The sequence below is a fragment of the Lentzea sp. NBRC 102530 genome (assembly GCF_030269365.1).
In the GTDB taxonomy this organism is placed as follows: Bacteria; Actinomycetota; Actinomycetes; order Mycobacteriales; family Pseudonocardiaceae; genus Lentzea.
Genome location: NZ_BSTF01000004.1, coordinates 319,994 through 338,306, shown reverse-complemented (window position 1 = coordinate 338,306; position 18,313 = coordinate 319,994). Strand labels below are relative to the sequence as shown.

Annotated in this window: 18 protein-coding genes; 8 read left to right on the top strand and 10 right to left on the bottom strand. The window is 69.1% G+C overall.

What is annotated here, in order from left to right; genetic code table 11:
- Positions 1–17: 17 nt before the first annotated feature.
- The 3 genes from QSK25_RS13090 to sigJ all read right to left on the bottom strand — a co-directional run bounded on the left by QSK25_RS13090 (position 18) and on the right by sigJ (position 2,771).
- Positions 18–1,229: an FAD-dependent monooxygenase gene (locus QSK25_RS13090; protein ID WP_285638355.1), complete on the bottom strand. Its 1,212-nt coding sequence runs from the start codon at positions 1,227–1,229 to the stop codon at positions 18–20.
- A 137-nt stretch (positions 1,230–1,366) separates the two neighbouring features.
- Positions 1,367–1,828: a hypothetical protein gene (locus QSK25_RS13085; protein ID WP_285638354.1), complete on the bottom strand. Its 462-nt coding sequence runs from the start codon at positions 1,826–1,828 to the stop codon at positions 1,367–1,369.
- Positions 1,821–2,771 carry an RNA polymerase sigma factor SigJ gene (gene sigJ, locus QSK25_RS13080; RefSeq protein ID WP_285638353.1) on the bottom strand — a complete coding sequence of 317 codons (951 nt, stop codon included), beginning with the start codon at positions 2,769–2,771 and terminating at the stop codon, positions 1,821–1,823. The genes QSK25_RS13085 and sigJ overlap by 8 nt, the downstream gene beginning before the upstream one ends.
- A 194-nt stretch (positions 2,772–2,965) precedes the next feature.
- Between sigJ and QSK25_RS13075 the strand changes: the two genes are divergently transcribed.
- Both QSK25_RS13075 and QSK25_RS13070 read left to right on the top strand, forming a co-directional pair.
- The gene (locus QSK25_RS13075; protein WP_285638351.1) at positions 2,966–3,721 is read left to right on the top strand and encodes an SDR family oxidoreductase; all 756 of its coding nucleotides are present in this window, start codon (positions 2,966–2,968) and stop codon (positions 3,719–3,721) included.
- Between the two features lie 154 nt (positions 3,722–3,875).
- Entirely contained in the window at positions 3,876–4,610 is a 735-nt protein-coding gene (locus QSK25_RS13070) for an SDR family oxidoreductase (protein ID WP_285638349.1), read from the top strand.
- 628 nt (positions 4,611–5,238) lie between these two features.
- Here QSK25_RS13070 and QSK25_RS13065 read toward each other — a convergent pair.
- The gene (locus QSK25_RS13065) at positions 5,239–5,886 is read right to left on the bottom strand and encodes a fasciclin domain-containing protein (protein ID WP_285638347.1); all 648 of its coding nucleotides are present in this window, start codon (positions 5,884–5,886) and stop codon (positions 5,239–5,241) included.
- A 204-nt stretch (positions 5,887–6,090) separates the two neighbouring features.
- On the opposite strand from QSK25_RS13065, the gene sigK reads away from it, so the two are divergent.
- From sigK to QSK25_RS13050, 3 genes are read left to right on the top strand one after another with little or no spacing between them, the layout of a single operon-like run.
- Entirely contained in the window at positions 6,091–6,690 is a 600-nt protein-coding gene (gene sigK / locus QSK25_RS13060; protein ID WP_285638345.1) for an ECF RNA polymerase sigma factor SigK, read from the top strand.
- On the top strand, positions 6,687–7,406 hold the full coding sequence (locus QSK25_RS13055; RefSeq protein ID WP_285638343.1) for an anti-sigma factor: 720 nt from the start codon (positions 6,687–6,689) through the stop codon (positions 7,404–7,406). Before sigK ends, QSK25_RS13055 begins: the two co-directional genes overlap by 4 nt.
- Positions 7,407–7,451: 45 nt before the next feature.
- Positions 7,452–7,802, top strand: a complete 351-nt coding sequence (locus QSK25_RS13050) for a VOC family protein (protein WP_285638341.1) — start codon at positions 7,452–7,454, stop codon at positions 7,800–7,802.
- A gap of 1 nt (position 7,803) precedes the next feature.
- On the opposite strand, the gene QSK25_RS13045 is transcribed toward QSK25_RS13050, so the two are convergent.
- Together QSK25_RS13045 and QSK25_RS13040 are read right to left on the bottom strand one after the other, a co-directional pair.
- A complete protein-coding gene (locus QSK25_RS13045; protein ID WP_285638339.1) occupies positions 7,804–9,456 on the bottom strand; it encodes a methyltransferase in 1,653 nt (550 codons plus the stop codon).
- Positions 9,457–9,475: 19 nt separating this feature from the next.
- Positions 9,476–10,624 (bottom strand): 4-hydroxybenzoate 3-monooxygenase, encoded by a 1,149-nt coding sequence (locus tag QSK25_RS13040; protein ID WP_285638337.1) that lies wholly within the window; start codon positions 10,622–10,624, stop codon positions 9,476–9,478.
- 211 nt (positions 10,625–10,835) lie between these two features.
- On the opposite strand from QSK25_RS13040, the gene QSK25_RS13035 reads away from it, so the two are divergent.
- From QSK25_RS13035 to QSK25_RS13025, 3 genes are all read left to right on the top strand, one after another.
- On the top strand, positions 10,836–11,840 hold the full coding sequence (locus QSK25_RS13035; RefSeq protein WP_285638335.1) for a fatty acid desaturase family protein: 1,005 nt from the start codon (positions 10,836–10,838) through the stop codon (positions 11,838–11,840).
- Positions 11,841–11,912: 72 nt separating this feature from the next.
- Complete coding sequence (locus QSK25_RS13030; protein ID WP_285638333.1) at positions 11,913–13,754, top strand: hypothetical protein; 1,842 nt, start codon at positions 11,913–11,915, stop codon at positions 13,752–13,754.
- Between the two features lie 51 nt (positions 13,755–13,805).
- A complete protein-coding gene (locus QSK25_RS13025) occupies positions 13,806–14,507 on the top strand; it encodes an SDR family oxidoreductase (RefSeq protein WP_285638330.1) in 702 nt (233 codons plus the stop codon).
- A gap of 3 nt (positions 14,508–14,510) precedes the next feature.
- On the opposite strand, the gene QSK25_RS13020 is transcribed toward QSK25_RS13025, so the two are convergent.
- From QSK25_RS13020 to QSK25_RS13005, 4 genes are read right to left on the bottom strand one after another with little or no spacing between them, the layout of a single operon-like run.
- Entirely contained in the window at positions 14,511–15,704 is a 1,194-nt protein-coding gene (locus QSK25_RS13020) for a cytochrome P450 (protein WP_285638324.1), read from the bottom strand.
- Positions 15,705–15,718: 14 nt separating this feature from the next.
- A complete protein-coding gene (locus QSK25_RS13015; protein WP_285638322.1) occupies positions 15,719–16,501 on the bottom strand; it encodes an ABC transporter permease in 783 nt (260 codons plus the stop codon).
- The gene (locus QSK25_RS13010; protein WP_285638320.1) at positions 16,498–17,424 is read right to left on the bottom strand and encodes an ATP-binding cassette domain-containing protein; all 927 of its coding nucleotides are present in this window, start codon (positions 17,422–17,424) and stop codon (positions 16,498–16,500) included. Before QSK25_RS13010 ends, QSK25_RS13015 begins: the two co-directional genes overlap by 4 nt.
- A 10-nt stretch (positions 17,425–17,434) precedes the next feature.
- Positions 17,435–18,277 (bottom strand): DUF4097 family beta strand repeat-containing protein, encoded by an 843-nt coding sequence (locus QSK25_RS13005; RefSeq protein ID WP_285638318.1) that lies wholly within the window; start codon positions 18,275–18,277, stop codon positions 17,435–17,437.
- Positions 18,278–18,313 lie beyond the last annotated feature (36 nt).

Here is an 18,313-nt window from a genome sequence, read left to right as displayed (position 1 = left end):
GGGCGGGAAACTACCGTTCAAACGCACGCGATGTCGGCTTCCTTCATCCGGCTCGCTTTGCCCGAGGTCCGCTGCTGTTCGATGAACCGGCCGACGACGGGCATCTTGTGGCCGCGCGTGAGGAACCGCCGCAGCACCATCTCCCAGCGATTCACGGGCAGGAAGAACGCGCGCTGCTTCACGGCGTTGTGCTGGTAGTAGTCGATGTACGGGCGGAGTCGCCGCTCCCATTCGGCCAGAGCCCGGTCCACCGGGTACCGCTGCAGCATCGTCGCGAGCAGGTCGGCGCCGGCGAGCCCTGCCGACACCCCCATGCCCGCCCACAGCGTCACGCACCAGGCGGAGTCACCGACGAGGACGACTCTTCCCCGGCTCCACCTGTCCATCCGCACCTGCTCGATCGAATCGAACAGCATGGCGTCCGCGTGCTCGGCCGCGGCCAGCGTCTCCTCGAGCGCCCTGCCGAGCGGTTCCGGCCCGAACACCTCGCGGAGGCGTTCCGCGTGGGGCTTGGTGAACTCCGCGTCCACGTCCTCCGTCTGCCACGACAACATGGCGCACGGCGCGTGATCGGCGAACGGGAAGATCCACATCGACCTGCCGGGCTCCAGCAGCGTGGCACCGTCCCCGCGGGCGAGCTCGGACAACGAGTCGGGCAGGGCGAACGCCGCCACCATCTTGTCGAACCTGTGCAGGTACGACTCGTGCGACCCGAACACCAGCTGCCGGACGGTTGACCGCAGCCCGTCCGCGCCGACGACGAGGTCGAAGCGTTCGGTGCTGGTCCGCCCACCACCCGACAGGGTGACGGTGACGCCGTCCGCGTCCTGCGTGATCGCCGTGGGGACGGTGCCGAAGCGGATCTCCACGTCGTCCGGGAGTCCCTCGAACGCCGCTTGCTCGACATCGCCGCGCATCAACATCAGCGGCTTGCCCGGCAGATCACGGAACCCGATCGACACACGCCTGTTGCCGATCCGGTCGATCTCGAAGTTGTGCCCTGCGACCGACGTCCTGTCCTTGATCCGGTCGAGCACGCCCATCCGTCGTGCCGCGGCCTTGCCCGCGCCGAACAGCCCGACGAAGTATCCGCCGGTGCGCCGCTCCGGCGACCTCTCGATGATCACGGGTGTCCAGCCGATCTCCTTGAGGCGCAGCGCCGTCGTGATCCCGCTGATTCCCAGGCCCACCACCAGAACCCGGTGGCCTCCGTCTTGAGTCTTGGTCATGACCCCAACGTAGAACCACTGACCGTTTCGGTCAAACGGTCAGTACGAGGTGTGGGTCACACCGCGCACGCCGATGGCTCGAGCACAGCGCCACCTCGCTCCCTCCAGGCGTGAACGAGGTGGCGACCCGTGCGGGCTCATCGTGAGGCCGCTCTCCGACCGGGTACGAAGAGTGCGACCGCGAGGAGCACGGCGACCACGAGCACGGTCACCTGGCCGATGGCGTCCGCTGTGGACATGTGGCCGAGGTGGCCGACGTGGTAGGCGATGTGCAGCACCCCGAAGACCGTCCACGCGACGCCGAGCAGCTGGTAGACGTGCCGTGAAGGGCGGAACAGCCCGAACACGCTCCCGGCCCCCAGGGCGAGGTACATCGCACCGTGGTCGCGGACGAGGTGCTCGTTGTACGGACCGTCCTGAGAGATCCACTCCCCCAGCACCACCGGGAAGTGGTCGTAGAACGACTCCGGGAGGAAGTAGGACCAGAGCCCCACCACCCCCGCGATGACCACAGACGCGACCAGGGCCCCCTTCTGGACGGGGCCCGCCCGTTCCGCGCCGCGGTCCGCCGCACGCCCTCGTGCCGACGCCTCAGACATCTCCCTCACCTCTGCCGCTGTCGCCCGGGATCCGGATCCAGCTGGTGAGCTTCTCCGGATTGATCATGATCAGAACCTGGGTGATCAGCCCTTCGTGCGCGCCGAAGCTGACGACACCGGTCAGCACGTGACCGTTCTGCATCCGCACACCGAGTCCGTCTCCCAACCGCTGCTCCTCGAGGGTGAGCATCGGCAGCTTCGCCTGAGACCCGAGCAGGAAACGCGCGACTCGGTCCGGGCCCTCCACGACGTTGGCCGCCGCGTTGACGTGACCGCCGCCGTCCACGCGCAGCTGAACGTCCGGCGCCAGCGTTCGCATGAGCGTCTGGACGTCTCCGGTGCGGCTGGCGGCGAGGAACGCCCGTACCGCGCGATCGTGTTCTGCGCGGGACACGCCGGCCACCCGGCTCTCGCGAACGTGCCGCCGGCCGGCCGTGGCCAGTTGCCGGACGGCCGCGGGAGAGCGTCCGACGACCTCCGCGATCTCGTTGAACGAGATGCCGAAGACGTCGTGCATCACGAACGCGACGCGCTCCGCGGGCGTCATCGCCTCCAGCACGACGAGCAGAGCGGAGCCGACGGCGTCATCGAGAGTCACCCGATCGAGCGGATCGACGAGATCCGCGGCTCCCCGGACCTGATCGCCGCGGTGGGGCGCGGTGTGCATGAAGAGCTCGGCGTTCACGGGTTCGGGCAGCCACTGCCCGATGTACCGCTCCCGTCGTCTGCGTGCCGATCCGAGCAGGTCGAGAGCGACTCGGCTCGCGACGCGGGTCAGCCACCCGACAGGGTTGGCGATCGCCTCGCGCTCCACCTCCTCGAGCCGGTACCAGCGCAGATAGGTCTCCTGCACGACGTCTTCCGCGTCCGCGAGGGTCCCGGTCATGCGGAAGGCGAGCGACATCAGCCGGCGCCGCTCGCCGAAAAGCTCATCGAGTTCCATCAACGGTTCCTAGGGTTCCGAACGCTCTTGTCTGGCGGTCATCTCAGGGGGATGACGACGCAGATCGACGAAGTGTGAGGTGCGGCGCTTCGTCTCACACTTCTCGCTCCTCCGTCGTCATGTCGGCGAAGGGCGTTGACGGTCGGCGAGCCCGGCCCGCCAATGCAGGTGACAACGAGCATCGGAGAACGAGAGTGAAGATCGCAGTGGCCGGCGGGACAGGAACCGTCGGCCGTCATGTCGCATCCGCCGCGCGTGGTCGAGGACACGACGTCGTCGTTCTCACGCGCACCGGGGGTGTGGACGTCATCACGGGTGCCGGACTGAGGGCGGCGCTTGCCGGAGTGGACGCGGTCATCGACACGACCAACCTCACGACGATGTCCGCACGCAGGTCCCGGGAGTTCTTCGAGGCCGCGACGCGCACTCTGCTCAAGGCCGGAGAAGAAGCCGGTGTGGGCCACCACATCGCTCTGTCGATCGTGGGCATCGACGAACTGGACGCGCTGTACTACGCGGGCAAGCTCGCACAGGAGCGCGCGGTAGCAGCCGGGAAAGTGCCTTACAGCATCGCGCGCACCGGGCAGTTCCACGAATTCGCCGAGCAACTCCTGTCCGCCACGAGGGGACCGGTCGCCCTGGTCCCCAAGATGCTGCTGCGACCCGTCTCGGCACGTGAGGTCGGAGGACATCTCGTCGACGTCGCGGAGACGGGTCCGGTCGGCCGGGCCACGGACTTCGTCGGGCCCGAGGACGAACGGCTCGCGGACCTCATCCGCCGCATGCTGACCCACGACGGCTCCAGGCGCAGGGCCGTGGAGCTCAGACTGCCCGGTCTCTACGGGAGGGGCCTGGCTTCCGGCGCGCTGCGGGGAACCTCAGCCCGGCGGGAAGGCAAGGTGACCTTCGACGACTGGCTGAACAGCGAGGACCACCGCCCCGTCGGGTGAGGCGGGGCCGGCCGTCCCACTCCCCACAGGAGAACCGGACGCCGCAAGACGGCGTTCTCGAGTGCTCGTCCACTGCTGGACGACCTCACGTTCTTCTCCGTTGCGTCGTCATGTCGGCGAGGGCAGCGGGCGCTGCCTCGAACGGAGTCGCGAAGTGAAGGTCTTCATCGCAGGTGGACGCGGTCGTGTGGGGGCTCGTCTCGCCTCCAACCTGGAGGCGAAAGGAATCGAGGTCGTCTCCGGAGGGCTCGAGGACGGGATCGACGTGATCTCGAACGACGGGCTCGCTGACGCACTCGCCGGAGTCGACACCATCGTGAACGTGCTCAACACCGACCGCTTCGATCCCGAAGGGGCGATCTCCTTCTTCGAGACGTCCACGAAGAACCTGATGTCCGAAGGGGAGCGGGCAGGCGTGCGCCATCACATCGTGCTCTCCATCGTCGGAGTCGGAGCCGAGAACGCTTCTGAGGTCGGGTACTACCTGGGCAAAGTGGCGCAGGAGAGGACAGCGAGGTCCGGCTCGATTCCCGCCACCATCGTTCGCGCCACTCAGTTCCAGAGCTACGTCCCAGTCCTCGCCGATCAGCACACCGTGGACGGGAAGGTCCTCGCTCCGAGGTCGTTCATCCAGCCGGTCGACCTGGACGAAGTCGTCGAACTGCTCGCCGAGGCGGTCACCACGCTGGAGAAGGGCAGCGTGGTCGAGATCGCCGGCCCCGACCGCTACCACCTCGACGACCTCTTCCGCGCCACGCTCGCCGAACGGGGGGACGACCGCGAGGTCGTCACCGTGGCCGGGAACGGAGCCCCGGACGCCCTGGTCCCGCACGGCGACCACCGCACGGGCCTCGTGCGGTACCCGGTCATCGGGATCGCCACCGTCTGAACCGGGTAGCCGACCTCGGTCTCTGACCGTCCCGCACCACCAAGGCCGCCCCGACCGCGCCCCAGGGCGGCCTTTCACGTGCCACGGGGGGCAATCCGATGATCGGACCCGACCGTGAACCGGGGAACGACGAGTGCGATCACCCCGCACCTGCTGACCGGTGCACACGCACTCGACGCGCTGCCCGATGCCGAACGCGGTGAGTTCGAGGCACATCCGGCTCGGTGCCCGGCCTGCGCCGACGAGGTGGCGGGACTGCGGGAAACCACCGCCCTGCACGGCAGGGCCGTCAGGTGGATCTCGCCGGCTGCGCTGCGACCGCGCGTGCTCAACGCCGTTCGCTCGGTCCGGCAGGCGCCACCGACATCGGAGATCACGAGGTTTCCCACGCGACAGCAAGGTTTGCGGCGCGCCGCGGCCGGCGGGTTCCACGACGTCGTCGCTGGTGCCGGGAATCGCCGGCGTGCGCGAGGTCGTCCTCACGGTGGAGCCCGCGGGAGATCACCCGGCCCGGCGGGCGCACCGGTGCTCACCATCGTGCTCCGCTGAACCGCAGACACGCGAAAACTCCGGGAACCGCAACACAGTGCGGTTCCCGGAGTCGCGGTGATTGCTACCGCTGGAGATGTCAGGCGGGGAGCAGCACCGTGTCGATCAGGTACACGGTGGCGTTGGCGGTGTGCACGCCGCCGCAGATCACGTTGGCGTCGTTGACCTTCAGCGCGTCCTTGGTGCCGGTGACCTTGACGACGCCGGTCTGGACGGTCTTCTGGTCGCCCACGATCTTGTCGGGCGTGATCTGGCCGGGCACGACGTGGTAGGTCAGGATCTTGGTCAGCAGCGCGTCGTCGGTCTTGAGCTTCTCGATCGTCGCGGCGTCGATCTTCGCGAAGGCGGAGTCGACCGGCGCGAACACGGTGAACTCGGCACCGTTGAGCGTCGAGACGAGGTTGACCTTCGGGTTGAGCTTGCCGGAAACGGCGTCCACCAGCGTCTTGAGCAGCGGGTTGTTGCTCGCCGCGGTGGCCACCGGGTCGGCCGCCATGCCCGCGACGGAGCCGGAACCGGACGGAACCTGCTTCGCGTAGTCCGCACAGCCCGGACCGACGAGGTCCTTGGCCGGGTCGGCCATCGCGGCGGACGAGGTCGTGGTCGGGGCGGCCGCGGTCGAAGAGCTGCCACTGCTGGCCATGTCACCCGAACCGCACGCCGCGCCGAACAGGGCGAGCGAGGCGGCGCCGAGGGCGAGAACGGTGTTGCGAACGGTCTTGTTCATGACGAGACATCTCCAAGGGGTGATCGAGCAGTTGCTGCTCGTGATTCGCCGCGCCTGGAAGAGCGGATTGGCGAGGTTATCGATCCGTTACCAACCGCTGTGGATTCTTGGCACGCCCGATCAAAAAAGCCGACTCATTCAGGACCGATCCAAGAACGCGTCCGCTGCGAACACCAGAGGACAACGCTGTGGAGAGGACCTGGGATGCCTGAGCGTGAGCGGGCGCTGCAAAGCCTGCAGAGCACTCCGCGGGATGTCGGCCCGACCGCCGACGATCTGCTCACCCTGGTCGCACGGGGTGACGAGGCCGCGTTCGAGCGGCTCTACGACGTGGTGTCCGGCTCGGTGTTCGGGCTCATCAGACGGGTCGTACGCGACCAGGCGCAGTCGGAGGAGGTGTTCCAGGAGGTGATGCTCGAGGTGTGGAGGACGGCGACCAGGTTCGACGCCGAACGCGGCAGCGCCAACGCCTGGATCCTCACGCTGACGCACCGCAGAGCCGTCGACCGGGTGAGGTCCGCGCAGGCGGCGACGCACCGCGAGGACCGCGCCGCGCGGCTCGACCCGGGCAGGCCGTTCGACGAGGTGAGCGAACAGGTCGACGGCAAGCTCGAGCAACGCCAGGTGCGCCGCTGCCTGAGCTTCCTGACCGACCTGCAGCGCGAGTCCGTGCTGCTCGCCTACTACCAGGGCTACTCCTATCCGGAGGTCGCGAGCCTGCTGGGCATCCCGCTCGGCACGGTCAAGACCAGGATGCGCGACGGCCTGATCAGACTGCGGGACTGCATGGGGGTGACCGGATGAGGACCACATCCGCTGATCTGCACACGCTCACCGGCGCCTACGCCGTGAACGCGTTGTCCGACACCGAACGCGCCGCGTTCGAGGCACACCTGGGCGGGTGCGGGTCGTGCTCGCAGGAGGTCGCCGAGCTCGCCGCGACCGCCGCACGGCTGGGTGCCGCCGTCGAGTCGCCGCCCCCGCCGCAGCTGCGGGCCCGCGTGCTCGCCGCCGCGGCCGAGACGCGACAGGTCTCCCCGCACGTCCCCAAGATCGCCGACCGCAGGAGACTCCGCTGGGCGGGTGGGCTGCTCGCGGCCGCCTGCCTCGCCGCCGTGGTCGTCGTGACCGTCCAGAACGTCGAGACGTCCGACGAACGCAGGCTGGCACAGCTCTCCAGCGAGTACAGCCGGTTCTCGGACCTGCTGTCCACTCCGGACGCGAAGCTGATCAGCGGCACGGCACCGAACGGCGCCACCGGCACGGCCGTCGTCTCGGCCAGCCGGGACGAGGCGTTGTTCCTCGCCAAGAACCTGCCGCAGCCGGCGGACGGCAAGACCTACCAGCTGTGGCTGATCGGCGCGGACGGCGAACGCTCGGCGGGGCTCGTCGTGCCGGGGTCGGGGCCGTCGGTGGTGACGGGGCTGGCCGGCACGGAACGGGTCGCGCTGACCGTCGAGCCGGCGGGCGGCTCGGAGAAGCCCACGACGGTCCCGGTGATGTCGATGAGCATCGTATAGCAATCAGGGCGGTCGTTGTCCGCATTCGACCGCATCATGCTCCGCATGATCGGACGTTGGCACGGACTGGTGATCGACTGCCCTGACCCGCGGGGCCTCGCGGAGTTCTACGAGAAGTTGCTCGGCATGGTCCGGGTGCAGGAGGACGACGGGTTCGTCGTCATCGGTGACGCCCCGGACCGGCCCGGCGTCGCGTTCGCGCGGGTCGAGGGGTGGGTACCGCCGAACTGGCCGGACGAAACCGCCCGCGTGCACTTCGACGTCCGGGTGGAGGACCGGGAGGTCGCGGGCGCACAGGTGCTGGAACTGGGTGCGCGCAGGCTGCCCGGCGGTGGCGAGTCGTTCGACGTCTACGCCGACCCCGCCGGGCACCCGTTCTGCCTCGTGGCCTGGTGACCTACGTCAGGCGGAAGCGCATGACGTGCGCGTCCAACGGCAGTGCGTTCGTCTCGACGAGCTCGAAACCGGCCTCGGCGAGCAACGCTCGGTAGTGCGACTCGGTGCGTTCACGGCCACCGGTGTTGCACATCATGTGGATGTCCCACGGGATCGCGAGCGAGTCGGCTTCGCCCGTCTCGGGCAGGAGCCGTTCGATGACCAGGAGTTCGGCGTGCGCGGGCATGTTGCGCGCGCACGTCGCCAGGATCGTGCGGCACTGCTCGTCGTCCCAGTCGTGCAGCACGCGCGACAGCAGGTAGACGTCACCGACGCCGGGGATCGCGCGGGTGAAGTCGCCGGGCACCAGCGTCACTCGGTCCGCGAGATCGGCGAGCCGCGGTTCGGCGGCCGCCAGCGCGTTCGGCAGGTCGAGCAGCACGCCGCGCAACGCCGGGTTGGCGTGCAGCACGCGGGAGAGCAGCTCACCGTTGCCGCCGGCCACGTCCACGACGGTGCGGGCGCGGGAGAAGTCCACGACCTTGGTGACGCCGGTGAACATCGCGTTGCTCGCGGCCATGGAACCGTGGAACAGCTCGGCCAGCGCCGGGTCACCCGCCATGTGCACGAAGTGGTGCGCGCCGAAGGCTTTCGCGTACGACTCCTCACCGCTGCGCACGGACTCGGTGAGTTCCGCGAACGACCGGTAGAACGGGCCGCCGTACATCAAAGCGAGCGGGCGCATCGACCCGGCGAGGTCCGAGCGCAGCAACGCCCCGAGGTCGGTGAGGCGGTACCGGTCACCGGCCACGCGCACGACGCCGAGCGAGTCCAGGTACCGCAGCAGCCGGGCGAGGGCCTGGGGTTCGGTGCCGGTGGCGGCCGCGAGTCCGGGCAGGTCCTCGATCGTGCCGAGGTGGTCGAGCAACCGCAGTTCGGCCGCGGTCGCGATGGCCTGCGTCGCCCACGCGCCGGTCAGCAGGCGCAGCAACTCCGTGCCCGCGCAGGACTCGCGCTGGTGCACGGCCTGCAGCTGCGGGAACCGCCCGGCCGCGATCAGCTCCAGGCGGCGGAACGCGAAGTCGGTGCTGTGCTCGTCGCGGAAGTAGAGGACCGAGTTGTTCTCGTAGCCGTTGTAACCGCCGCCGTCCGGGCGCATCACGCCGGCGATCATCGTGCGCAACCCGCGCAGCAGCACCGGATCCGGCCTGCGCACGGCCAGCGCGACGTGGTTCTCGTGCTGGTGGCGGCGTTCGTCCTCGGCGATGTGCGCCAGTTCCGGCGGCGTCACCATCACGAAGATCTCCAGCTCGCACGGCCAGCCGTTGCGGTCGGGGACGGGCGCGCGCAGGATGCCGACGTTCAGGTCGGCGATCGGCACGGAGTAGCGGGCGCTCAGGCGTTCGCGGACGACGACGCTCGGGGTCATCGTGCCGACCTGGAGCCCGAGGCGGGCGAGCTCGTCCGTGAGCCCCACCAGGGTTTCCGGGAAGATCAGCAACGCGGCGTGGTCCAGGGAGGCGTGCCGCGTCACGGCCACGCGCTGGTCCTTCGGCAGCGAGGGAACGGCGGCGGCGAGCGCGGTGTGCGTGTCGTGCCTGCCGATGAGGGAGATCGCGGCGGTCAACCTGCCGAGGTCGGCGGCGGCGATGACGGGTGTCGTGGTCGAGATCATGGTGACGGTTCCTGGTGGCTCAGATGCCGACGTAGTGCTCGGCGAAGAAGTTCTGGTGGGCACGGCCGTCGCGCAGGCTGTGCAGCCGCGCGCGCCGCAGAGCGCGGTGGAAGTCGTCGTCCGGCGCGTGCAGGAGGTCGATCATCCAGCGAGAGAACTCCTGCGCCCGCCAGACGCGGGGCAGGCAGGTGCGCGAGTACTCGGCCAACGGCCGTTCGTCGTCGCGCAGCAGAGCCGAGGTGAGCGCGGACGCCAGCACCTCGGCCTCCATGATCGCCAGGTTGGCGCCCTTGGCGGCGGACGGGCTGATGTGGCTCGCCGCGTCACCGACGAGGAACAGCCTGTCGTGCTGGATGGGATCGACGACCTCGGACCGCAGGCGCACGATCCGGCGTTCGACGATCGGGCCCTCCTTGAGCTGCCCGAAGTCGTCCACGCGCATCCGCGTGCGCAACGCGGCCCAGATCCGGTCGTCGGTCCAGGCCTCCGGGGCGTCGCCGGGAGGGACCTGGAGGTAGTAGCGGGTCACCTCGGGGCTGCGCGCCATGTGGCCCGCGAAGCCGTCGTCGTGGATCGCGTACGTCACGGCGGCCATGCTCTGCGGTGCCTCGGCGAGCACGGCGAGCCAGCTGACGCCGTGGTCCTGGCTGTAGCGCCGGCCGGGAACCGCCGTGCGCGAGATCCCGTTGCCGCCGTCGCACCCGGCCAGAAAACGGCCGCTGACAACGCTTTCACCCTGTTCGTCGCGGTAACGGATCGTCGCGGTACCGGAATCGACGCCGGTGACGGTGGCGCCGAACCGGATCTCGCCGCCGCGGTCGAGGTACTCCGCGACCAGGTCCGTGACGAGGTCCTGCTGCGGGTAGACGGTGTGCACCTCACCGCGCCCGAGAGCGGAGTAGTCGAGCTCGAACTCCCCGTCCTCGCCCCGGAAGGCGCAGACGCCGTGCGACCGTCCTTTGTGGAGCATCCCGGCGCCGAGCCCGTGCTCGGTCAGCACACGTGCGCTGTTCGGCCCCAAAAATCCTGCCCTGGCGCGGGTTTGCACCTGTTCCCGGCTCGCCCGCTCGACGACGAGGGTGCGAATCCCTTGCGCCTGCAACAAATTACCTAACACGAGCCCCGCCGGCCCCGCGCCCGCGATGAGCACGGTGGTGTGGTCGACCACGCCTGTTGGTCCTCTCTACCGATCAATTTCGGCAGCACTGGACCTCAACGCCGCATGCGCGTGCGCGCGGCTCGCCGGAGATGAAGATCATGATCACTCCATCGTGTCCGTGCGGAACGACGCGGTACCGGTTTCACGGCGCCCCACGTGGTTCGTAACAACTTCATCGGCCGTGCATGACTTCGTCGCCGCCATCCGGCATTCTGCGCAAATGGTGCTTCGGCCGGCGAGCGACTTCGCCCAGTTGTCCGCCCTGATCAAACAGGCGGGACTCCTCGAACGACGACGTGGTCACTACTACGTGCGGATCGGGGTGAACCTCGCCGTCTACGCGGCGGCCTGGGTGGCGTTCGCCCTGCTGGGCGACTCGTGGTGGCAGCTCCTGGTGGCGGCCGTGCTGGCGGCGATGACGACGCAGCTCGCGTTCATCGGCCACGACGCGGGCCACAAGCAGATCTTCGCCTCCCGGCGGTGGAACGAGGTCGTCGGCTACGTCCACAGCGGCATCGTGGGCGTCAGCTACGACTGGTGGGTCGGCAAGCACAGCCGCCACCACGCCAACCCGAACCACGAGGACGAGGACCCGGACGTCGACATCTCGGTGCTGGCGTTCACGCAACGGCAGGGCGAGGCGAAGAGCGGCGCACTGCGCTGGATCGCCTCGAAGCAGGCCGTGCTGTTCTTCCCGTTGCTGTTGCTCGAAGGCTTCGCGCTGCACTGGCACTCGATCCGGCACTCCGGCCGCGAGCGGGCCGTGATGATCGCGAACGTCGTGGTGTACCTCGCGGTGGTGTTCTGGGTGCTCTCCCCCGTCTACGCCGTCGCGTTCGTCCTGGTGCACCAGGCGTTGTGGGGCTTCTACATGGGTTGTTCCTTCGCCCCCAACCACAAGGGCATGCCGGTGCTGTCGGCCGGGCACACGCTCGACTTCCTGCGCAAGCAGGTGCTCACCTCGCGCAACATCCGCGGCGGCTGGTTCACCGACGTCCTGCTCGGCGGGCTGAACTACCAGATCGAGCACCACCTGTTCCCGAGCATGCCCCGGCCGGCACTGCGGCACGCGCAGTCGATCGTGCAGAACTTCTGCGCACAACGGGGCATCTCGTACGCCCAATGCGGCCTTTTCCGCTCGTACGGGTACGTGCTGCAGCACCTGCACGAGATCGGGGCCACGTTGTCCGAAAGTGGACAAAGGTCGCTCAAAACGCCCGCCTGACCCCTCGGCACTGGTTCCCTCGGTCGGGAGAGTCCGAACTGGGGAGTTCAGATGCGCAGAAGGCTATTTGGCGTGCTCACGGCCGGTGTGGCCCTGACTCTGGTGGCCGGCGGGCAGTCTGCGGCCGAGCCGGTGGCAGCACCGTTCCAGCCCGATCCGATGCTCGCGTTCCTGCCCGCCGAGGCGCAGGTCGACTGGGCCACCGTGCAGCGCGGCAGGGACGTGCGCAAGCAGAACCGCGCGCAGTCGCGGGCGGCGGCGAAGAGCGCGAGCCAGCCGTTGAGCTACACCGAGAAGGAGACCGGGCAGGGCGCGAACGACGCGCCCTCGAAGGCCGAGCACGTGGCGGGCTTCGGCACCGGCCGGGGCAAGAACCCGAAGCTCACGATCACCGGCGGCCTCGCGGGCGACCCGGCCATCCCGGTCGCGCAGCCGTTCGCCGAGACGAACGACGCCATCCCGCTCGCGAGCGTGGTCACCTCGCCGTTGAAGACCAGCGGCAAGATCGGTGACGGCCCGCACGGCAGCACCGGCAGCGGCGCCAAAACCGGTGACCACGACTTCTACAGGCTGTCCGGTGGCGCGACGGGCAGGACCGTCGTCGTCACGACCGACACGCCGTCCGGTGACCTGGACACGCTGCTCGTCACGTTCGACGCGAACGGCCTGCTCCTGCAGGACAACGACAACCTCGCCGGAACGACCGACAGCAGGCTCGTCGTCGGCGTGCCGGCAGGCCAGGACGTCTACGTGCTGGTCACGTCGGCCGGTCCTGGCGGCATCCCGTCCGACCCGATGAAGCCCGGCACCGGCAAGCAGGTCCTCACCGAGGGCGCCTACGACGTCACGTTCGCCGAGAGCCAGCCGGACAAGGACTACTTCTCGGTCGACCTCAGGGCCGGTGACGTGCTCGGCGCGTCGGCGGCGGGCAAGGCGACCAGGGTCGTCGTCCACGACCCGGCCGGGCGCGAGGTGTTCGGGTCGTCGCAGGACTTCAGCTTCCTGTACGCCGACACCTCGCCGCTGCCCGCCGGGGGCAACGCCGTCGCGGACTTCGTGGCGCCGAAGGACGGCCGCTACACCGTCGGTGCCGAGAACGGCGACGGCCGCTACGACGTCACGGTCGAGGCCTACCGCCCCGGTTCCGAACTGAACCCGCGGCCCGAGGTGCTCACGGTCTTCCTCGACTTCAACGGCGCCAGGGTCAACACGCGGGTGTTCACCGGTGACCCGACGGCGGGCAACAAGGACCTCTCGCCGTTGAAGAAGTTCCTGCCCGGCTGGGGCCTCACCGACGCCGACGAGAACGAGGTGATCGACGGCGTGGTGGCCACCGTGCGCGAGAACATCGAGAAGGACCTGGCCGCCAAGGGCACCAACAGGCGGTTCGGCGTGCGGATCCTGAACAGCCGCGACCACGCCGACCCGTGGGGTCAGCCGAACGTGAGCCGGGTCGTCGTCGGTGGCTCGATCGCCGAGTCCGGCATCGGGACCGTCGGCATCGCGCAGTCGATCGACGCGGGCAACTTCGGCAAGGAGGAGACCGCGCTGGTGCTGCTGGACATCCTGAGCGCCCCGGCCGCCCAGACCGGCACCTCGCTGAACCGCTACATCACGCCCGCCAGCGACAAGGTCACGTTCATCGGCCGCGCGATCGGCAACATCGTCGCGCACGAGGCCGGCCACATGTCCGGCAGCTGGCACACCGACCAGTTCAACGCCCTCGACGCGATCATGGACCAGGGCGGCAACCCGAAGGGCATGTTCGGCGTGGGCCCGGACGCGGTCGGCGGCACGGCGGACGACGTCGACGTGGACTTCCACGAGGACGTGCTCAACCCCAACGAGGGCTTCACCGGCGTGGAGGACACCCTCAACCGCACGGCGTGGGGTTACACCAAGGGCAACAACTGACGGTCCGATTCCCGCCAGATTCCCGGCCGTCGAACGAGCATGCTCGACGGCATGGGATCACTTGAGGGGAAAGCGGCTCTCGTCACCGGCGGGAGCCGCGGCATCGGGGCCGCGGTGGCGCGGAAGCTGTCCGAGCTCGGTGCTCAGGTCGCGGTGACGTACCAGAACACCAAGCCGGACAACGGTTTCGCCATCCAGGCCGACAGCGCCGACCCGGACGCGGTGGTGGCGGCGGTCGACCAGACCGCCGTCCACTTCGGACGGTTGGACGTGCTCGTGAACAACGCCGGGGTCTTCCGGGTGGGACCCCTGGACGAACTCGGCAGAGAAGAGTTCGACCACACCATGGCCGTGAACGTGCGCGCGCCCTATCTCGCGGCGCGCGCCGCGGCCAGGCACATGACGCGCGGTGGCAGGATCATCAGCATCGGCAGCAACGTCGCCGTGCACGCGCCGTTCCCCGGCTTCGCCCTGTACTCGGCGAGCAAGACGGCGTTGATCGGGATGACGAAGGGGCTCGCGCGGGACCTGGGCCCGGCGGGCATCACCGCGAACGTCGTCAACCCGGGCCCGACGGACACGGACATGAACCCCGCGGACGGCCCGATGGCGGACACGATCCGCGGCCTGACCGCGCTGGGGCGTTACGGGGAAGCAGAAGAGATCGCCGCTGTGGTCGCGGCCCTGGCCGGCGAGGCCGGTGCGTACGTCACCGGTGCCGGTATCAACGTCGACGGCGGGTTCACCGTCTGATGGTCACCAGCTGACTGGCAGGGCGTGCACGCCGTAGATGTTCATGTCGGTCCTGAGCTTCACCTCGCGGGCCGGGACCGCGAGGTGCAGGCCCGGGAACCGGCGCAGCAGTCCCCCGAACCCGGCGCGCATCTCGATGCGAGCCAGCTGCTGGCCGAGGCACTGGTGCACGCCGTGCCCGAACGCCAGGTGGCCGCGGGCGTTGCGGTGCACGTCCAACGAGTCGGCGTCCTCGTACCGCGCGGGGTCGTGGTTGCCCGCCAGCAGCGACAGCACCACCATCGATCCCTCGCGGATCGTCTCCCCGTGGAACTCGATGTCCTCCGCCGCGTAGCGGAAGAAGACGTCGGCGACCGCGAGGTAGCGCAGCAGTTCCTCGACGGCGTCGGGGATCAGCTCCGGGTTCTCCCGCAGCGCGGCGAGCTGGTCCGGGTGCTCCAGCAGCGCGAAAGTGCCGAGCGACAACATGTTCGCGGTCGTCTCGAAGCCGGCGAGGAGCAGCAGGAACGACATGCCGGTCAGTTCCTCGAGGCTCAGGTCCTCGTCACGGGCCAGGTCGGACAGCAGGTCGTCGCCGGGTTCCGCTCGCTTCGCGCTGACCAGCTCGTACAGGTAGGTGTTCATCGCCATGTACGCGGCCATCTTGTCTTCCAGGGTCACCTGCCTCTCCATGAACTTCGAGGAGTTGTGCTGGAACGTGTCGCGGTCCGCGTACCGCACGCCGAGGATCTCGCAGATCACCTGGGACGGCACCGGCAGCGCGAACTCCTTGACGAGGTCGACCGGCGGGGTGAGCTTCGCCAGCGCGTCGAGCTGCCGTTCGGCGATCTCGTGGATGCCCTCTTCGAGCGCCTTCATCCGCTTGACCGTGAACGCCCCGGTGAGCTTGCGGCGCAACCGGGTGTGGTCCGGCGGGTCCATGCTGATGAACAGGCCGGGCGTCTGCGGGACCGGCTCCGTCATCTCCGGCATGCCCGGCGTCGGGAACGGCACGTGGATGATGCCGAGGTCCTGCCGGCTGCTGAACCTGGTGTCGGACAGGGCCTGCCGGACGGCGTCGTAGCCGGTGACCAACCAGCCCTCGTGGCCGTCGGGGAAGAGCATCGGGCTGACCGGACGCGACGCGCGCACCCCGGTGATCTCGCTGGGCGGGTCGAACGGCGTGACGTCGCGCTCCATCGGAAGACCGTGCAACATCAGGGGTTTCTCCTTCAGCGGGTGGATTCGCGGTTGAAGAGCTTCTTGGACCAGAGGAAACCGCCGGCACCGATGACGACGCACCAGGCGAAAGCGATGTAGCCGCTGTTGCCGATCGACGTGCCCATCAGCAAACCGCGCAGCGCGTCGATGAACGGGGTGAACGGCTGGTACTCGGCGAACCAGCGCAGCACGGTCGGCATCGAGTCGGTGGGCACGAACCCGTTGCCGAAGAACGGGAGCAGGATCAGCGGCAGGCCGACGTTGCTGGACGACTCGACGGACTTGCTGACGAGCCCGAGCGCGGCCGAGAACCAGATCAGCGCGAACGACATGCCGACGAGCAGGCCGGCGATCACGAGCCACTCCAGCGCGTTCGCCCGCGGCCGGAAGCCGATCGCGACGGCGATGCCGAACACGAACGTCATGGCGAGCAAGGTCTGCAGCAGGCTGCCCACGACGTGTCCGGTGAGGACGGACACCCGCGCGATCTTCATGGTGCGGAAGCGGTCGACGATGCCCTCGGTCATGTCCATCGCGATCGAGATGCTCGTGCCCTGCACGGCCGCGGTGATCGACATGAGGATGATCGTCGGCGTGACGTAGTTCAGGTACTCGGCCCTGCCGCCGCTCGGACCGCCGAGACCCGCGCCGAGCGTGCCGCCGAAGACGTAGACGAACAGCAGCAGGAACACGACGGGCATGATCAGCAGCTGGAACGTGAGCGACGGGTAGCGGACCATCCGCTTGAGGTTGCGGCGGATCATCGTCGCCGAGTCGGTGAGGACGTGGGTCATGGCTGGTTCACCTTCTCGGTCAGGGCGAGGAAGACGTCGTCGAGGTCGGGGGTGTGGGTGCTGAGCGAGTCGACCAGCACGGCGTGGGAGTCGAGGTGGTCGAGCAACGCCTTGAGCGAGCTGACGCTGCCGTCGCTCGGGACGCGCACGGCGAGTGCGTCGCCGTCGCGGCTGGCGCCGCGGACGACCCGGAGTGCGGCGTCGAGGTGCCTCGGGTCGTGGAACTGCAGCAGCACGTGCCCGCCGGGGATGCGGCGCTTGAGCTCGTCCGCGGTGCCCTCGGCGACGACCTTCCCGCCGTCCAGCACCGCGATCCGGTCGGCGAGCTCGTCGGCCTCCTCCAGGTACTGGGTGGTCAGGAAGATCGTGATGCCGCTCGCGACCAGCCCGCGCACGATGCCCCACATGGTGCGGCGGCTGCGCGGGTCGAGGCCCGTGGTCGGTTCGTCGAGGAAGATCACCTGCGGCGTCCCGACCAGCGTCATGGCGAGGTCGAGCCGGCGCCGCATGCCGCCCGAGTAGGTGCTCGCGGACCTGTCGGCCGCGTCCACCAGGTCGAACTGCTCCAGCAGCTGCTCGGCCCTGCGCCTGCCCTCTGCCTTGCCCAGGTGGTGCAGGTCGGCCATGAGCTTGAGGTTCTCGCGGCCCGTCATCAGGTTGTCGACGGCGGAGAACTGGCCGGTGACACCGATCGCGGCGCGCACGCCGTCGGGGTTGCTGGTCACGTCGTGGCCGGCGACGGACGCGCTGCCGCCGTGCGCCGCGATCAGCGTGGAGAGGATCTTGACGGTGGTGGTCTTGCCGGCGCCGTTCGCGCCGAGCAAGGAGAAGACGGTGCCGCGCTGGACGAACAGGTCGACGCCCTTGAGCACCTCGGTGTCGCCGTAAGAGCGGCGCAGGCCGTTGGCCGTGATCGCGTTCATGGAGTTCCCCTCAGGCACGGCGGACGGAGATGTCGCCGAAGGCGGTGTGGGCGGTGACCTTGACGGTCTGCGCGGCGCCGCCGGGACCGTCGCTCCCCTCGAGCGTGTTGCTGACGCGGCCGAACGAGGTCTTGGCGTCGATCCACGCGGCGGTGCCCTCGGCGATGCCGAGCTCGATGCCGCCCATCGCGGTGTTGAGCGTGACGGTGTCGCGGACGACCTCGCCGACCTCGATGGAGCCCATCGCGGTCCGGGCCTCGACCAACGCCCCGGCGCGCTCGATGGTGATGTCGCCGTTGGCCGAACGGGCCCGCAGCTCCCCCTCGACCGTGCCGACGTCGATGTGGCCGTTGGAGTTCTTGACGACCAGCGAACCGCGCACCAGGCCGATCCGGAGGTGGCCGCTACCGGTCTTGACCTCGGCGTTACCGGTGACCGCGCCGACCTTGACCTGGCCGGCGCCGGTGTCGGCCTTCAGCGCGCCCGTCCGGTCGAGGTGGATGTTGCCCGCGGACAGGTCGACCTCGGTCACGCCGAGCACGCCGCTGGTGCGCACGCTGCCCGCCGTCACGTCGAGGTCCGCCTTGGACCCGGCCGGCAGCTCGATCGTGATGTCGACGGACCTGGACTTCTTGGAGAAGTCGAACGTCCGCTTCGGCCCGCGCACCATCAGCGTGCCGTCCGCGTAGTCGACGGTGGTCTTGCGCGCGGCCTCGGCGTCCGACGAGTCGTGCGCGTCGGACGGCCGCACCTCGACCGTCGTGGTGGTGCGGTCGGTCGCGACGACCTGGACGTGGGCCGTGTAGACGTCGAGCAGTACGGAAATCGGTTCCGGCGTGTCGTAAGAAGGCATGGCTGTCCCCTCAGAAGGTGTGGGTGGAACATCCCC

Bases quoted from the DNA above. Each gene is read 5' to 3' on its own strand.
- QSK25_RS13090 (WP_285638355.1), bottom strand. From the start codon at position 1,229: ATGACCAAGACTCAAGACGGAGGCCACCGGGTTCTGGTGGTGGGCCTG.
- QSK25_RS13085 (WP_285638354.1), bottom strand. From the start codon at position 1,828: ATGTCTGAGGCGTCGGCACGAGGGCGTGCGGCGGACCGCGGCGCGGAA.
- sigJ (WP_285638353.1), bottom strand. From the start codon at position 2,771: ATGGAACTCGATGAGCTTTTCGGCGAGCGGCGCCGGCTGATGTCGCTC.
- QSK25_RS13065 (WP_285638347.1), bottom strand. From the start codon at position 5,886: ATGAACAAGACCGTTCGCAACACCGTTCTCGCCCTCGGCGCCGCCTCG.
- sigK (WP_285638345.1), top strand. From the start codon at position 6,091: ATGCCTGAGCGTGAGCGGGCGCTGCAAAGCCTGCAGAGCACTCCGCGG.
- QSK25_RS13055 (WP_285638343.1), top strand. From the start codon at position 6,687: ATGAGGACCACATCCGCTGATCTGCACACGCTCACCGGCGCCTACGCC.
- QSK25_RS13050 (WP_285638341.1), top strand. From the start codon at position 7,452: ATGATCGGACGTTGGCACGGACTGGTGATCGACTGCCCTGACCCGCGG.
- QSK25_RS13045 (WP_285638339.1), bottom strand. From the start codon at position 9,456: ATGATCTCGACCACGACACCCGTCATCGCCGCCGCCGACCTCGGCAGG.
- QSK25_RS13035 (WP_285638335.1), top strand. From the start codon at position 10,836: ATGGTGCTTCGGCCGGCGAGCGACTTCGCCCAGTTGTCCGCCCTGATC.
- QSK25_RS13025 (WP_285638330.1), top strand. From the start codon at position 13,806: ATGGGATCACTTGAGGGGAAAGCGGCTCTCGTCACCGGCGGGAGCCGC.
- QSK25_RS13020 (WP_285638324.1), bottom strand. From the start codon at position 15,704: ATGTTGCACGGTCTTCCGATGGAGCGCGACGTCACGCCGTTCGACCCG.
- QSK25_RS13015 (WP_285638322.1), bottom strand. From the start codon at position 16,501: ATGACCCACGTCCTCACCGACTCGGCGACGATGATCCGCCGCAACCTC.
- QSK25_RS13010 (WP_285638320.1), bottom strand. From the start codon at position 17,424: ATGAACGCGATCACGGCCAACGGCCTGCGCCGCTCTTACGGCGACACC.
- QSK25_RS13005 (WP_285638318.1), bottom strand. From the start codon at position 18,277: ATGCCTTCTTACGACACGCCGGAACCGATTTCCGTACTGCTCGACGTC.